This window comes from Amycolatopsis saalfeldensis, from assembly GCF_900110575.1.
In the GTDB taxonomy this organism is placed as follows: Bacteria; Actinomycetota; Actinomycetes; order Mycobacteriales; family Pseudonocardiaceae; genus Amycolatopsis; species Amycolatopsis saalfeldensis.
In genome coordinates, this window is sequence record NZ_FOEF01000001.1 from 311,305 (window position 1) to 325,749 (window position 14,445).

General features: G+C 71.5%; 17 protein-coding genes. 8 read left to right on the top strand and 9 right to left on the bottom strand.

Going from position 1 to position 14,445, the window contains the following annotated elements; translation table 11 throughout:
* Positions 1 to 72 precede the first annotated feature (72 nt).
* Positions 73 to 981 (top strand): SDR family NAD(P)-dependent oxidoreductase, encoded by a 909-nt coding sequence (locus BMY97_RS01340; protein WP_091611246.1) that lies wholly within the window; start codon positions 73 to 75, stop codon positions 979 to 981.
* Between the two features lie 21 nt (positions 982 to 1,002).
* On the top strand, positions 1,003 to 1,845 hold the full coding sequence (locus BMY97_RS01345; RefSeq protein WP_091611249.1) for an urea carboxylase-associated family protein: 843 nt from the start codon (positions 1,003 to 1,005) through the stop codon (positions 1,843 to 1,845).
* Here BMY97_RS01345 and BMY97_RS49305 read toward each other — a convergent pair.
* A complete protein-coding gene (locus BMY97_RS49305) occupies positions 1,830 to 2,291 on the bottom strand; it encodes a Rossmann-fold NAD(P)-binding domain-containing protein (protein ID WP_342743989.1) in 462 nt (153 codons plus the stop codon). The genes BMY97_RS01345 and BMY97_RS49305 overlap by 16 nt on opposite strands.
* Positions 2,292 to 2,353: 62 nt before the next feature.
* Positions 2,354 to 2,644 carry an NmrA family NAD(P)-binding protein gene (locus tag BMY97_RS49310; protein WP_342743990.1) on the bottom strand — a complete coding sequence of 97 codons (291 nt, stop codon included), beginning with the start codon at positions 2,642 to 2,644 and terminating at the stop codon, positions 2,354 to 2,356.
* Positions 2,645 to 2,878: 234 nt separating this feature from the next.
* Between BMY97_RS49310 and BMY97_RS01355 the strand changes: the two genes are divergently transcribed.
* Positions 2,879 to 3,703 (top strand): LysR family transcriptional regulator, encoded by an 825-nt coding sequence (locus tag BMY97_RS01355; RefSeq protein WP_245787090.1) that lies wholly within the window; start codon positions 2,879 to 2,881, stop codon positions 3,701 to 3,703.
* Between the two features lie 24 nt (positions 3,704 to 3,727).
* Here BMY97_RS01355 and BMY97_RS01360 read toward each other — a convergent pair whose 3' ends face one another.
* Positions 3,728 to 4,552 carry a TetR/AcrR family transcriptional regulator gene (locus tag BMY97_RS01360; protein WP_091611254.1) on the bottom strand — a complete coding sequence of 275 codons (825 nt, stop codon included), beginning with the start codon at positions 4,550 to 4,552 and terminating at the stop codon, positions 3,728 to 3,730.
* Positions 4,553 to 4,679: 127 nt separating this feature from the next.
* Between BMY97_RS01360 and BMY97_RS01365 the strand changes: the two genes are divergently transcribed.
* Together BMY97_RS01365 and BMY97_RS01370 are read left to right on the top strand one after the other, a co-directional pair.
* Positions 4,680 to 5,087 carry a DnaJ family domain-containing protein gene (locus BMY97_RS01365; RefSeq protein WP_091612784.1) on the top strand — a complete coding sequence of 136 codons (408 nt, stop codon included), beginning with the start codon at positions 4,680 to 4,682 and terminating at the stop codon, positions 5,085 to 5,087.
* 32 nt (positions 5,088 to 5,119) lie between these two features.
* Complete coding sequence (locus BMY97_RS01370; protein WP_143086096.1) at positions 5,120 to 5,536, top strand: hypothetical protein; 417 nt, start codon at positions 5,120 to 5,122, stop codon at positions 5,534 to 5,536.
* Positions 5,537 to 6,332: 796 nt separating this feature from the next.
* On the opposite strand, the gene BMY97_RS49460 is transcribed toward BMY97_RS01370, so the two are convergent.
* Positions 6,333 to 6,770 (bottom strand): winged helix-turn-helix transcriptional regulator, encoded by a 438-nt coding sequence (locus BMY97_RS49460; RefSeq protein WP_425425210.1) that lies wholly within the window; start codon positions 6,768 to 6,770, stop codon positions 6,333 to 6,335.
* A 303-nt stretch (positions 6,771 to 7,073) separates the two neighbouring features.
* Between BMY97_RS49460 and BMY97_RS01380 the strand changes: the two genes are divergently transcribed.
* Both BMY97_RS01380 and BMY97_RS01385 read left to right on the top strand, forming a co-directional pair.
* Positions 7,074 to 8,210 (top strand): metallophosphoesterase, encoded by a 1,137-nt coding sequence (locus BMY97_RS01380; protein ID WP_177231124.1) that lies wholly within the window; start codon positions 7,074 to 7,076, stop codon positions 8,208 to 8,210.
* Positions 8,211 to 8,256: 46 nt separating this feature from the next.
* Positions 8,257 to 8,916 (top strand): HAD family hydrolase, encoded by a 660-nt coding sequence (locus BMY97_RS01385; protein WP_091611263.1) that lies wholly within the window; start codon positions 8,257 to 8,259, stop codon positions 8,914 to 8,916.
* Here the strand turns inward: BMY97_RS01385 and BMY97_RS01390 are convergent.
* Positions 8,913 to 9,374, bottom strand: coding sequence for an NUDIX hydrolase (locus BMY97_RS01390; RefSeq protein WP_091611266.1), 462 nt, complete (start codon positions 9,372 to 9,374; stop codon positions 8,913 to 8,915). The genes BMY97_RS01385 and BMY97_RS01390 overlap by 4 nt on opposite strands.
* Positions 9,375 to 9,859: 485 nt before the next feature.
* Between BMY97_RS01390 and BMY97_RS48100 the strand changes: the two genes are divergently transcribed.
* On the top strand, positions 9,860 to 10,252 hold the full coding sequence (locus BMY97_RS48100) for a DoxX family protein (RefSeq protein WP_245787141.1): 393 nt from the start codon (positions 9,860 to 9,862) through the stop codon (positions 10,250 to 10,252).
* Here BMY97_RS48100 and BMY97_RS01400 read toward each other — a convergent pair.
* The 4 genes from BMY97_RS01400 to BMY97_RS01415 are packed head-to-tail and all read right to left on the bottom strand — an operon-like array spanning position 10,246 to position 14,090.
* A complete protein-coding gene (locus tag BMY97_RS01400) occupies positions 10,246 to 10,848 on the bottom strand; it encodes a GTP-binding protein (protein ID WP_091611269.1) in 603 nt (200 codons plus the stop codon). The genes BMY97_RS48100 and BMY97_RS01400 overlap by 7 nt on opposite strands.
* A complete protein-coding gene (locus tag BMY97_RS01405; RefSeq protein WP_091611271.1) occupies positions 10,829 to 11,200 on the bottom strand; it encodes a DUF742 domain-containing protein in 372 nt (123 codons plus the stop codon). The genes BMY97_RS01400 and BMY97_RS01405 overlap by 20 nt, the downstream gene beginning before the upstream one ends.
* The gene (locus tag BMY97_RS01410; RefSeq protein ID WP_091611274.1) at positions 11,197 to 11,613 is read right to left on the bottom strand and encodes a roadblock/LC7 domain-containing protein; all 417 of its coding nucleotides are present in this window, start codon (positions 11,611 to 11,613) and stop codon (positions 11,197 to 11,199) included. Before BMY97_RS01410 ends, BMY97_RS01405 begins: the two co-directional genes overlap by 4 nt.
* Positions 11,613 to 14,090, bottom strand: a complete 2,478-nt coding sequence (locus tag BMY97_RS01415; RefSeq protein WP_091611275.1) for a sensor histidine kinase — start codon at positions 14,088 to 14,090, stop codon at positions 11,613 to 11,615. The genes BMY97_RS01410 and BMY97_RS01415 overlap by 1 nt, the downstream gene beginning before the upstream one ends.
* Between the last annotated feature and the right edge of the window lie 355 nt (positions 14,091 to 14,445).

Below are 14,445 nucleotides of genomic sequence, written 5' to 3' on the forward strand. Positions count from 1 at the left end.
TGCACTGTGCCGGCCGGGCGGCGGCCTCCCTATAGTTCGGGCAGTCCGAGTCCCCGAAGTGCTGGAGGGATCGTGTCCTGGAACCCCGGGTCGCCGCCCGACCTGTCCGGCCGGACCTACGCGGTGACCGGGGGCAACTCCGGCATCGGCTACTTCGTCTCCGAGCAGCTCGCCGCGGCCGGCGCGCACGTGGTCATCCTCGGCCGCGATCCCGGGCGCCTGCGCACCGCCGTGGACGCCATCCGCGGGCACGTCGGCGCCGCGGCGGAGCTGTGCACCATCCCGCTGGACCTGGCGGACCTCGAGTCGGTGGCCTCGGCGGCCGAGGCGCTGGTCCGGCTGGGACGGGTCGACGCGCTGATCGAAAACGCGGGCACGACCTCGCCCGGCCGCACCCGCCAGACCACCGAGCAGGGCCTGGAACTGGCGCTGGGCACGAACCACCTCGGCCACTTCGCGCTGACCGCGCTGGCCATGCCGGTGCTGAGGGCGACGCCCGGCAGCCGCGTCGTCCCGACGGGCAGCCTCATCTCCCTGCTGGTGAAGTTCGATCTCGACGACCTGCAGAGCGAGCGGAAGTACTCGGAGTTCCGCGCGTACGGGCTGTCCAAGCACGCCGTGACGTCCTTCGGCCTCGAGCTGGACCGACGGCTGCGAGCGTCCGATGTGGACGTCCACTGTGTCCTCACCCATCCCGGGCTCTGCCTCGACGGCGGGAGCCCCTGGCGCGAAGGCGTCAGCACGCCTTCGCGGCTCGCGCGCCTGTCACCGATCACGCAGGGCGAGCACCACGGCGCCTGGCCCGCCGTTCGCGCGGCAACCGACCCGTCGGCCGTCGGCGGCGAGTACTACGGCCCGAGGCTCGGGAGCGTGGGCCGTCCGGTGCGGCAGCGGGCCATCGCCGCCGACCGCGATCCTGCGAAAGCCGCCCGGCTGTGGGAGCTTTCGGAGAAGCTGACCGGCGTCACGTTCACGGTGTGAACCTCCGGAAGGAGATCGGCCATGGTGGAACCCGCCTACCAGGCGACCGCGGGCGGCGCCCTCGACGTGGACCGTGAGTTCTACAGCCGGCTCGCCAGCGGCCACGCCGGGCACGAGCTGGTCGAGGCGTTCGAGATCCCGATCCGCTCCGGGCGGGCGTGGACCGTGCCGCAGGGTCACCTGTGCCGGATCGTCACCGTCGAGGGCCCGCAGGTCGGGGACCTCAACGTGTGGAACCGCCACGACCCGCGGGAACGGCTGTGGGCCTCGCGCACCCGGCAGCTGCAGCGCGCGCACGTCAGCACGTTCGACCGGCTCTGGTCGACGCTGCCGTTCCTGCGCCCGTTGCTGACCATCACCGCGGACACGCTGGCGGGCTACGGCACCGACGCCGACGGCGGCCGCGTGCACGACCTGCTCGGCACGCGCTGCGACCCGTACGTCAACCGGATGCTCACCGGTGAGGACTTCGACTTCCACTGCCACTCCAACCTGGTGCGCGCCGTCCTCCCGTACGGGCTGACCGAGTTCGACGTGCACGACGTGCTGAATGTCTTCCAGTGCACGGGCCTGACCGCCGAAGACCGGTACTTCATGGCCGCCTGCCCCGCCCGGCCCGGCGACCACCTGGAGTTCTTCGCCGAGCAGGACCTGCTCTGCGCGCTGTCCACCTGCCCCGGCGGCGACCTCTCGATCCCGTTGTGGGGCCCCGATGCCCGCGACCCGATCGACGTCTGCCATCCGATCGGCATCGAGGTCTACCGCCCCGCCGCCGAGCTGCTCGACGGCTGGACCCCGCCCCGGCGCGCGGAATACCGGGCCCTGCACGGGATCCGCCTGCCCGAGGGTCAGCCTTCGAAGTAGTGGCCGTCCTCGATGTCGGCGATCAGCGTGGGATGGGCCGGCGCCCAGCCGAGGCGTTCGCGGGTCAGCGCGCTGGAAGCCGGGCTGCCGAGCGAGACCAGCGGGGCGAGAAAGCCGACGAAGTGCTCACTCGCCTCCGCGGCCGTCAGACTGACGACCGGCAGCCTCAGCCGGCGGCCGATGGCGTCGGCGATGTCGCGGAACGGCACCCCTTCCTCCGCGACCGTGTGCAGCGGCGCGCCGGCCGGTGCGGATTCCACGACCAGGCGGTACAGGACCGCGGCGTCGAGCCGGTGCACGGCCGGCCACCGGTTCGTTCCGTCGCCGACGAAGGCGGACACACCCTTCTCGCGGGCAGTGGCGATCAGGGCCGAGATGAATCCGCGCGTGTCCCCTCGGCCGTGGACGGTCGCCGCCAGCCGTACCGAAGACGAAACGGATCCCACGCTCGGCCATGGCGAGCACAGCGTGCTCAACGGGGAGCCGCGGGGCCGTTCGAGCGCTGGGATCAGTGGAGGTCGACCGCGTTCAGCTCGGTCCGCGCGCGAGCGGCCGAATCGGTGGTCTCGGAAATGTGCTTGTTCGCGGCGAATACCACGCCGTCGGCCTTCGCGGCCCCGGCTCGCAGGCTGGCGGGTTCATCGAGGTCTCCGCGATGCACTTCGGCGCCGGCCTTGGCCAACGCGTCGGCGGCGGCGTCGGTACGGGCGAGCCCGAGCACGTCGTGACCTGATCCGAGCAGTTCGCGGACGACGGCCGAGCCGACGTATCCGGTTGCTCCTGCGACGAAAATGCGCACGGTGGGATTCCCTCGACCGCGGTGAAACGGCTGTGCTCACGACGTTGGGAACCGGGGGCCGCGGTGTCCAAGAACCGTTCCTCACCAGGCGATACCGAACGGGCATCACGAGTAGGATGTGGGAGTGCCCAGCGCCGACCTCGATCTTCGCCTGGTGCGGTACTTTACTAATCTGACCGGAAGTAGGCGGACACGGGCTGTAGTCGGATTAGTAAAGAACGGCACAGTATTGTCGTGGCCGAGCACGGCAACTTCCACCGCGCCGCGGATGCGTTGCGCATCGCGCAGCCCTCGTTGAGCCGGCAGGTCCAGCGGCTCGAACAACGGCTGGGCGTCCGGCTGCTGGACCGCACGGCGCAAGGCAGCCGTCTCACCGAAGCGGGGCACGCCTTCCTGCCCGAGGCGACGGCGCTTCTGCGCTCCGCGGAGCTGGCCGCGACGAAGGCGCGCGCCGCCGCCATACCCAACGCCGTCACGATCGGGTACGTGGGCGGGCTTCTCGTCACCGCACCGGTGCGTGAGCTACGCGCCCGCCATCCCGACGCCGAAGTGCGCACCCGGCACCTGGACTGGACCGAGGTGCGCCCGGCGTTGCTGGAACATCGGGTGGACGCGGTCCTCTCGCGGGAGCCGTTCCCGGCCGGCGGGCTCAGCGTGACGGTCCTGTACGAGGAACCGCGGGTCCTGCTGGTGCCGGCGGATCATCGCCTGGCCGGCAAGGAATCGATCACCCTCGACGACCTGGCCGGGGAACCCCTCGTCCGTTATGCCGACGCCGCCTACGACGCCTTCTGGCGGATCGACCCGCGCCCGGACGGCAGCCCGGCCCCCGACGGCCCGCTCGTCGAGACCACTCAGGACAAACTCGAAGCCGTGGCCGGCGGCCGGGCGCTGGCCCTCGCGCCCGCCGCGGGCGGGAACGTCGCGAGGGGCGATCTCACGGCCGTGACGGTCGAAGGGATCCCGCCGTGCCGGGTGACGGTCGCTGTTCGTGCTGGTGAGCGCGGCCGTCTGGTCACGGCCTTCCGCTCAGCGGCCCGGTCGCAGCTCACCGGCTGAACCATCCACAATGGATCATTTGACCTACTGCTCGATGCCGTCGAGCAGGCGGTCGAGGCCGAATTCGTACGCCTCGGCCGCCTGTTCGCCCACGCTCTGGTCGAATCCGCCGCCGAGCCAGGTGCGGTTCATCGCCGGGTGCGCCTCGATGTCGAAATACTTGCCCCAGAACGACGAGCGCTGATCCCACCACGCGTCGTTCGACTGCCCGGTGCTACGTTCCAGGTGGGCGCTCTCGGCCTCGAGCGCGGCGTTCGCGTCCACGTGGGTGGCGATGCTGTTGGCCGCGGCGACGGCCAGGCGCGGGGCCAGGCCGAGACCGTCCACGATGGACAGCAGGTATTCCTGCCCGGCGAGCTGCCCCGGCCCCAGCGCGGGCCGGACGCGGGACATCTCGCGCAGCCACGGGTGTCGCCGATGGACCTCTCGCGTGCGGTCGGAGTAGAGCTTCACCTGCGCGCGCCAGTCGCCGGCCCGGGGCTCGCCGGGCTTGGGCAGGCGGCGCTCGACCAGTGCGTCGTCCACCATCAGGTCCACCAGCTCGGTTTTGCCGGGCACGTAGGTGTAGAGGGTCATCGTGCCCGCGCCCAGTTCCTTGGCCACGCGGTGCATCGAGGTGGCGGCCAGGCCGTCGGCGTCGGCGACCGCGATGGCCGCGGCGACGATGCGGGCGACGGTGAGCGTGGGGCGCCGCCCCCGCGCCGGCTCGCCCGCCCGGGCCTCGCGGTCCCGCCAGAGCAGGCGGAGGGTGCGGTCGATCTGGTCGTCGACGGTGGGCTCCCCGGCGCAGGACTTCCCCGGCCCCGCCTCGGCCGTACCCTTGCCGGTCCGCTCGCGTTCGACGGTCATCGCGCAGCCCGCTCCCCTGCCCCGGCGCCAGTGGTCACCGGCGATCCTACCGGCCGATCCGGGACCTTCGACCCATCCGCCGCGGACCTCACCCGGCTACCGTGAGTGGGGAGTGGAGGTGGCTCTCGTGACCAAGCGCAAGCCGATCGGCGCGTCCTTCGGGTCCTGGGTGGACCGGCAGATCGCCACCGCGCAGGAACGCGGCGACTTCGACAACTTGCCCGGCGCCGGGAAACCCCTGCCGAAGCCCACCGGCCGCGACAGCGCCACCGAGTGGGTCCAGCGGCGCCTGAAGGAAGAGGACCTCAGCGCGATCGACCTGCTGCCGCCGTCACTCGCCTTGCCGCGGGAGATCCAGGACCTGCCGGCGAAGCTGGCGAAGGTGCGCGCGGAACGGCGGGTGCGCGAGATCGTCGAAGACCTCAACGCCCGCATCCGCGACGCCCACCGCCGCCCACAGTCCGGGCCGCCCCTGACCGTTGTGCCGCTGGACGTCGAGGAAACCGTGGAGGAGTGGCGCGCCGGACGCGGGTGAGGCTCGCGTTGCCCTGGTTCGTCCATTCCACAATGGACGCCACCGCGGAGTTCACCCCATCAAGCGACTGTGCACTCGATCAGGTGTTCGATATCGTTGTGGCCATGAGAGCACCCCGCCAAACCACCGAAGTCACCCGCCGCCTCGCCCTGTCCGCCACGGAAGTCGCCGCCATGACCGCCCTCGCCACAGCACTCGCCAACGACCTGCCGGAAACCGAGAATGCCTTGCAGTCGGGCGAAATCGACATCGGCGTGGCCGCGGAAATAGCCGCCCTCGCCGGCTACCTGACCCCACACCAGGCCCGCCTGGCCACCGACGTGATGAACCCCGGCACCCCCGAATGGCGCTGGCTCGCCCCGACCTCCGACCCCACCCCGACTATCCCGGCCACCTCGGCTTTCCCCCCTGCCCCACCCCTCCCAGCCACCCCGGCGGCTTCCGCCTAGCCGCCCGGACGTCCCGGCCACGCCAGCGGCCGCCAACGAGCTGCTCGAATCCCAGCGACCCCAGCCGCCACCGCCACCGCCACCGCCACCGCCAAGCATCTCCACCATCCCGTACACCCCAACGACCCCCACCGAGCCGCACCGGCATCCCCGCCACCCCCACGACCCTCGCCGATCCGCGCTGGCATCCCCGCCACCCCCACAACCCTCACCGACCCACGCCGACAACCCCGCCACCCCCACAACCCTCACCGACCCACACCGACAACCCCGCCACCCCCACAACCCTCACCGACCCACACCGACAACCCCGCCACCCCCACAACCCTCACCGACCCACACTGGTATCCCCTCCACCCCAACGAATTCGCCATGCGGCCCTAACCGCTCTGACAGTCCGCACCAAGCCAGCAGGTTCCGCCCGGCCTCCCTGACCACTCCAATTGCTCGACCCCAACCAGCCCGGCTGCACCTTTGCTCCAGCCACCACAGCCGCTCCGGATTCCTCCGGCCGACGAACTCCAACCAGCCCAGCGACCACGCCCGCTCCGGCTGCTTCCTGCCAGCCATCCCAGCCACCCCAACCAGTCCAGCCACACCTGCCTCCACCCAACCACCCCAGCTTGCCCAGCCACACCAACCGCACCCACCCAGCCACCGAGGTTGCCTCCACCCAGTCGTCCCAGCCACTCCAACCGCAACCGCCCCAGTCACCACTGCCACGGCGGTTGGCTCCACCCAACCACCCCAGCCGCCGCCATCCCACTCACTCCAACGCTTCCCGGCAGCCGCTCGATCAGTCCTTTGAGGACAGCGAGTAACACTCCCGCATCCCTTCACCAGCGCCCGGACCCACGGGAAAAACCAAGCCCGACTCCCCGAGCGGCGGTCGACGAGCACGGCCTCCACCGGCTCGCCCGAGGTTCGGTCCATCAGCTGGATGGTTCGCGAATCGGCCGGTGCGTGGTGGTCGCCGAAGGTTGCCAGGGTGATCGGCACCGGGAGGAACTCGCGGCCGCCGGGGGGCGAGGACGTACTCGTGCAAAGGCGGGCGGTCCTGGTATCGGCGGCGTTCCAGCAGCCCCGCCTCGACGAGTTTGCGCAGGCGGCGGGTCAGCAGGTTCGGCGCGATTCCGAGGTTCCGCTCGAACTCGTCGAACCGCGTGAAACCATCGAATGCGTCACGAAGGATGAGCATGCCCCACCATTGCCCCACATCGTCCAGAGAGCGCACACTCCGCGCCGCCGAGGTCCGTCCGCGTCGCCATCAGACGACCGGGGCCGGGCCGTGGGCGAACGACGCGCCGGCCGCGATCTCGTGCGGATCGCCCAGCGGCACCGGACTCACTTCACCAAGCCGGGCAAAACAGCTGTGCCTACTCCGAGACCCGCAAACCCGTGCGACGCCCGAACGTCCGGTAACGCACAGCCGGCCAAACACGTGTGAGCCGAGAGCTAACAGCCCATCGGGCCGTTAGTCGGCGATTCCGGCTACGCTGGGTTGTCCAGGACCGGATGACGAGGGATGGCCACTGTGATGCGTCGAGTTCGCCTGGCCGCGATGCTGGTGATCGCCCTGCTTCTGTTGTTCGGCGAGCCGTGGTCGGTGTTCGTGTTGCTGCCGGGCTGGCCGGTGGCGGGCACGGTCGTCGGCACGGTGGTGTTCGCGGCGGTGATGGTCGGATTCCCGCTCCTGATGTTCCGCGGCCACGGCCCGGCGCAGAGCGACGCGGCCGCCCGCGCCGGCGACGTGCTGCTCGGCTCGATCTGGGTGCTGTTCACCTGGAGCGTGCTCGGCCACGTGCTGCGGCTGGTGCTCGCGCTGTCCGGTGTGGACGATCCCGCTCGCCCGCGGATCGTCGCGGGCGCCGTGCTCGTGGTTTCAGCCGTCCTTCTCGTGACGGGCAATCGGATCGCGATGCGCGTGCCGCCGGTGAAGGAGGTCGACGTCGTGATCCCGCGGCTCGGCGCCGGCGTCGACGGACTGCGCGTCGCGGTGATCACCGACACCCACTACGGGCCGATCGACCGCACGAAGTGGTCCGAGCGGCTGGTGGCCGAGCTGAACCGGCTGCAGGCCGACGTCGTCTGCCACGCGGGCGACCTCGCGGACGGTTCGGTGGCCAAGCGCCGCAAGCAGGTCGACCCGCTCGGCGGCGTCCAGGCCCGGCTCGGCCGGTTCTACATCACCGGGAACCACGAGTACTTCGGCGAGGCCCAGGCCTGGCTCGACCACATGACCACCCTCGGCTGGGACGCGTTGCACAACCGCAGCACCGTCATCGAGCGAGACGGCGACGGAGTCCTGTTCGCGGGCATCGACGACCCGACCGGCGCGACGTCCGGCCTCCCCGGCCACGGCCCCGACCTGCCCGCAGCCCTCGACGGTGTGGACCCGGACCTGCCCGTCGTGCTGCTGGCCCACCAGCCGAAGCAGGTGACGCAGGCCAGCGAGGCCGGCGTCGACCTGCAGATCTCGGGACACACGCACGGTGGCCAGATCTGGCCGTTCCACCTCCTGGTCCGCCTCGACCAGCCCACCCTCTCCGGCCTGACCCGCCACGGCGACCGCACCCAGCTCTACAACAGCCGCGGCTCCGGCTTCTGGGGCCCGCCGTTCCGCGTGTTCGCCCCGAACGAGATCACGCTGCTCACTCTGCGCCGCTCCGCCTGACCCGCCCGCCTTGCCGCCCCGAGACGCCGTGCGGCAGGCTGCCGGAGTGGTCACGCGAGCTTTGATCTTCGACTTCGACGGCACGCTGGCCGACACCGAAGCGGCGGTGCTCCAGTCCTGGCAGGAGACGTTCCGCAAGCACGGCGCGGAGCTGCCGCTGGACGTCTGGCACACCGTCATCGGCACGCAGAACACAGCGTCGACGATGCTGGCGCTGCTGGGCGAACACGTGCCGGACCCGGAGACCCTGCGCCCCGGGATGCGCGCGCGGGTACTGGAACTGCTGGAAACCGGCGGACCACGAGAGGGCGTGCTCGACTACCTCGACGCGGCGGCCGCCCGCGGGCTGCGGCTCGGCGTGGCGTCCAGCTCGTCGGGCACCTGGGTGCACGGCCAGCTCGACCGGCTGGGCCTCGCCGCCCGCTTCACGTCCGTGGAGACCGGCGACCGCCATGCGGCGAAACCGCGCCCGGACACCTACCTCGCGGCGCTGGCGACGCTCGGCGTCACGGCCGACGAAGCCGTCGCGTTCGAGGATTCGCCGCACGGTGTCAGCGCCGCGAAGGCCGCCGGGATCACCACCGTCGCGGTGCCGAACCCGATCACCGCGGCCCTGGACTTCGGGCACGCCGACCTGATCCTGTCGTCGTTCGCCGACCGGCCGCTGGACGGCCTGCTCACGGTGCTCGGGCGCCGGGCCGGCTAAAGCAGCTCGACGAGCCGGTCCAGCAGCGGCAGCTGGCCCTTCAGGAGCTTCTCCCGGGCCGCCGCCAGCCCGAACCACTCGACCCGGTCCAGTTCGGGAAACTCCTGCCGGCGCCCGGATCGCGGCGGCCACTCCAGCTCGAACGTCCCGGGCACCACCGCCGCCGGGTCCAGGTCACCCTCGACGGCCCAGGCCGTGACGACCTTCCCGCCCGACTGCTTGATCTCGCCGAGTGGCCGGTACTCACCGTCCGGCGCCGGCAGGCCCAGCTCCTCGGTGAACTCGCGGCGCGCCGCGGCCTCCGGCTCTTCGTCCGGTTCCAGCTCGCCCTTCGGCAGCGACCACGAGGCCGCGTCCTTCTTCGCCCAGAACGGGCCGCCCATGTGCCCGAGCAGCACCTCGACCTCGGTGTCCTGACGGCGGAAGAGCAGCAGCCCGGCGCTGCGTTTGGCAACCATCGGCCCAGTCTGCCGGGCCGCGCCGACCGCGACGGAAGACGGTGCGAAAAAAGTTTCCGGGCCCGTGTCGATCCGCGGCCGGGCCGTTCGACGCCTCGGTGAAAGCACGGAGAACGCCCCTACGGAAGGACCCGGTCATGACCAGCACCACCGCGCAGACCACCACCGGCCAGACCACCCAGGCCGACGAGCCCCGCACCACCACCAGCCGGACCCAGACCACCACCGGTCACGCCGACCACGCCCGGACCACCGCGGCCCGCACCCAGCCCGGCAACGCAACCGCCACCGGTCCCCACGTCAGCACCACCAGCCGGCACGCCCACGGCGAAACCGCCACCGGCCACGACAACCGGACCACCAACCAGCGCACCCGCGACGACCGGACCACCAACCAGCACGCCCACGGCGAAACCGCCACCAGCGAGCACATCCGCGACAACCGCACCACCACCTCCACCGTCCGCGGCAAACTCACCGCCGCCGTGCGGGAGCAGGGTCGCCCTGGGGTGCTGGCTGCTTTCCGGGTCGTGGTTTCGTTCCTGTTCCTCTGTCACGGGCTGCAGGGCTTCGGGCTGCTGGGCGGGATCGACGGCGCCGGGATGGCCGTGCCGTTCGGGCAGTGGCCGGGGTGGTGGGCCGGGGTGATCGAGGTCGTCGGCGCGTTGTTCGTGCTGGCCGGGTTCGCGGCGCGGCCCGCGGCGGTGCTGCTGTCCGGCACGATGGCGTACGCCTACTTCACCGTGCACGCGCCGGCCGGTCTGCTGCCGTTGCACAACATGGGCGAGCCCGCCGCGCTGTACTCGTGGATCTTCCTGCTGATCGCGGTGGTCGGGCCGGGGTCGTTCGCGCTGGGGCGCAAGCGCAGGGCTCAGTGACCGGGGTGGGCCGCAGCGAGGTCGTTGCGGTCCATCACGTGTTCCATGAGGATCGTCAGCACCTGCTTGGTGGAGTCCCGCTCACGCGCGTCGCACAGCAGCAGCGGGACTTCCTGGCTGAGGTCGAGCGCCGCGCGCACCTCTTCGGTGCCGTAGCGGTACGCGCCGTCGAAGCAGTTGACACCAACGACAAACGGCAGGCCGCGGCGCTCGAAGAAGTCCACAGCCGCGAAGCACGACTCGAGACGCCGCGTGTCGGCGAGGACCACGGCGCCGAGCGCGCCCTCGGCCAGCTCGTCCCACATGAACCAGAACCGGTCCTGGCCCGGGGTGCCGAACAGGTACAGGATCAGCTCGGGGTTGATGGTGATCCGGCCGAAGTCGAGCGCGACGGTGGTCGTGGTCTTCTGCTCGACGCCGGCGAGGTCGTCGACACCCTCCGAAGCGGTGGTGATCACCTCTTCGGTGCGCAGCGGCGCCACCTCGCTGACCGAGCCGACCATCGTCGTCTTGCCGACCCCGAAGCCGCCGGCGACCAGGACCTTGACCGCGGTCGCGGTCAGGGTCCGCCGGGGCTCAGAGCTTTCGGATGCCATCAAGAACCGCCTGGAGTACGTGGTGACTGGGGGCTTCGCTCACCGGCGCCGCGGTACGGAACAGCACCAGGTTCTGCTCGATCAGGTCGCTCAGCAGCACCTTCACCACCGGCAGCGGCAGGTCGACGCGAGCGGCCACTTCCGCGACGGAAGTGGGCTTCTGGCACAGACTCAGAATCCGCGCGTACTCCGGCTCGCCGACCCCGGACTCCCGCGCCGTGCGCAGCGCGACGACCAGGGTGATCAGATCCAGTGCGAGCGTGCCGGACCGCGTGCGCCCGCCCGTCACCGCGTAGGACCGGACCAGCGGGCCAGCCTCGTCGTCGTACCAGGACTCGTGCCGGGCGCTCATGGCGAAGTCCGCTGGACCACCCCGGCCCTCGGCGCGGCGGTGAGGACCGCGCCCACCCGCTTGACCATCAGGTTCATCTCGTACGCGACGAGGCCCATGTCGGCGTCCTCGCTCGCCAGCAGGGCGAGGCAGGCGCCGCGGCCGGCGGCGGTGACGAAGAGGAACGCGTGGTCCATCTCCACCATGGTCTGGCGGACGTTGCCGCCGCCGAAGTGCCGCCCGGTGCCGCGGGCCAGGCTCTGGAACGCCGAGGCCACCGCCGAAAGGTGCTCAGCGTCCTCTTCGGACAGTGTGCCGGACCGGCCGATCAGCAGGCCGTCCGAGGACAGGACCACGGCCCGGTCGGCACCGGCGACCCGCTTGACGAGGTCGTCGAGCAGCCAGTCGAGCTCATTGACGCCGTTGTTGGCCATTACTCGCGATCTCCGTACCTGGTGTCGAAGTTGCCGGATTCCGCGTCCGTCGCGCCGGCGCGCCGGGTGCCCTGCTGGAACGCCGCCAGCCGGTCGCGGACGATCTCCGCCGAGTCCTCACGGGTTTCCTCCCGCTCTGGTTCGGGCCGGTCCGCCCGCAGCTGCGGGACGAGGTTCTGCTGACGACGGCGTTGCGGCAGCGGCGGCCGCCCGGGCGCCTCGGGCCGGCGCGGCTGCTGCGGCCTGCCGTTCTCCGGCGCGGGCTGCGGCTCGCGCGCCGGCCACGCGGGCTGCGGCGGGCGCGGCGGCCGGGCGGGCGGCTGCTGTTCCGGCCGCCCGGCGGCGACGGGCGAAGGGACACCGACCGACCCAGGCGGGACCGCGGAAGGCGGCGGAACCGCGACCGACGCCGACGGGTCCACAGAACGCGGCGGAACCGCGACCGACGCCGACGGGACGGCGGACCGCGGCGGGACGGCGACCGGCCCCGGCGGCATGGCCCGGTGCCGCGAGCGCCGCCCGATCCGCGTGACGTCCGCGACGGCCACCGGCTGGTCCGGGATCGGCGTGTCGGCGGCGTCCCCGGGCTCGGGATCCGGTGTCACCTCGCTGATCGGGGCGAGCAGGTCGGTCCGCACCAGCACGATCGCCCGGGTGCCGCCGTACGCGGATTCGCGCAGGTGCACGGAAATCCCGTGCCGCGACGCCAGCCGCGCGACCACGAACAGGCCGAGGCGGGGCTCGTCGGACAGCGCCATGATGCCGAAGTCGGGCGGGTCGGCGAGCATCTCGTTGAGCTCGTCGGCCTGCTCGGGCTCCAGGCCGAGGCCCTGGTCCTCGACCTCGATGACCACGCCCCGGCCGACCACGTTGCCGCGCAGCTCCACCCGCGATTCGGGCGGGGAGAACGAAGTCGCGTTGTCGATCAGCTCCGCGAGCAGGTGCACGAGGTCGCCGACGACCGGGCCGCGCACGGCGATCGACGGCAGCGTGGCCGTCTTCACCCGCGCGAAGTCCTCGGTCTCGGCCGCGGCGCCGCGGGCCAGCTCGGCGAGCCCGACCGGGTGCCGCCACTGCCGTCCCGGCTGGCCGCCGCCGAGGATGATCAGGTTCTCGGCGTTGCGGCGGGCGCGGGTGGAGAGGTGGTCGAGCTGGAACAGCGTGTCCAGCTGGTCCGGGTCCTCCTGCTTGCGCTCGGCCTGGTCGAGCACCTTCAGCTGCCGGTGCACGATGACCTGGCTGCGGTGGGCGATGTTGAGGAACACCGCCTTGGTGCCCTCGCGGGTCTTCGCCTCTTCGACGGCGGCCGCGATGGCGGCCGACTGCGCCTTGTTGAAGGCCTCGGCGACCTCGCCGATCTCGTCGGTGCCGTGGTCGAGGAAGTGGCCGCCCGCTTCGAGGTCCACCGGACGTCCGGCGCGGACCTGCTCCACCAGCTCGGGCAGCCGCACCTCGGCCGCGTCGAGGGTGTCCTCCCGCAGCCGGGCGAGCCGCGCGATGAAGCGCCTCGACAACCGCAGGGCGACGAGCACCACCGCGATCGCGATGAGCATCGCGACGGCGCCCGCGATGATCGAGTTCACCAGCGTGCTGTCGGCATCGCTGATGGCCGCGTTGGTGGCGTTCGCGCTCTGCGTGACGAAAAGCGTCATCATCGTGGTGGCCACCTGGTGGGCGGCGGTGCGCCACTGCTCCTGCGGAACGGGCAGCTGCTGGTTCGCCCCGCCGGCCAGGAACGCCGCCTCGACCTGGTTGACGGTCTTCCACTCGGGGCTCGCGACGAGCTTGTCGTAACTCGCGCGCACCTCGGGGATCATCTGCGGCACGGACTGTTCGAGCTGGGCGTGGTACGCGCCGACCTCGCCGATGTACCCCTGCAGCTCGTCACCGCGGAGGCCGCCGGCCGCGAGTCCCGCCGCGGACAGCGCGTCGCTGCGCTGCATCTGTTCGGCGGCGTTGAAGATCGGGATGGCGGACAGCCGCGCGAACGCGTTCTGCGCGCCGCGGGCGGCCTGGGCCAGGCCGGCGACGCCCTGGGTGAACTGGTCGATGATCTGGTTGTAGAAGGTGAACGCCTGCAGCAGCGGGACCTGGCCCGCGTCGACCTGCTGGCGGAGTTCGTGGATCTTCCCGTACAGCGCGGCGAACGTGGCGATGTTCTGCTTCACGCTCGCCGGCACCGTGCTGTCGTCGGCGAAGCTGCCTTGCAGCAGCGCGCTGATCTGGCCGGCCGCGGCGTCGGTCTTCGGCCGCGTGGCCAGCAGTGTCGGGCGGGCCGAGCCCTGTCCGGCGAGGACGCTCATGGTGAGCTGGCGCTCCTGCTCCGCCGCGACGATGAACGAGATGCCCGGGTTTTCGGAGGCGCGGATCTTGTTCGCGTAGTCACGCGCCTTCACCGCGTCGGTGATGAGGTAACCCGCCAGCGCGATCCCGACGAGCAGTAGAGCGACGCTCGGAATCAGCGCGATCGAGAGCACGCGTGATCGAATCGACGACCCGCGGTTGCGTCGAACAGAATTCTGCTTCACCGTGGCCCGTATTCCTTCCGGCAGTACCTGCGGTTCGGGTCGCCCCGGGGCTTTCTCACCCGGTTCCGACCAGCCGGATCAACCACCGTGGCCCGCATCGTCCGCGACGACGGTATGAGGCCCCGAGAGGCACGTCAAGTCCGGGTGCCCAGCACGGGGGCCACTGTGTGATCGACTCACAACCCCGTGCGAGGCTTCGGAAATCGACCACGGCAGAACTGACGCCAATCGCACGGCGGCCGGGCGGGGCGGCGGGTGCCGGAGTGACCTGCGGCGCACCTTCGAGCGTCAGAAGTGTACGTAC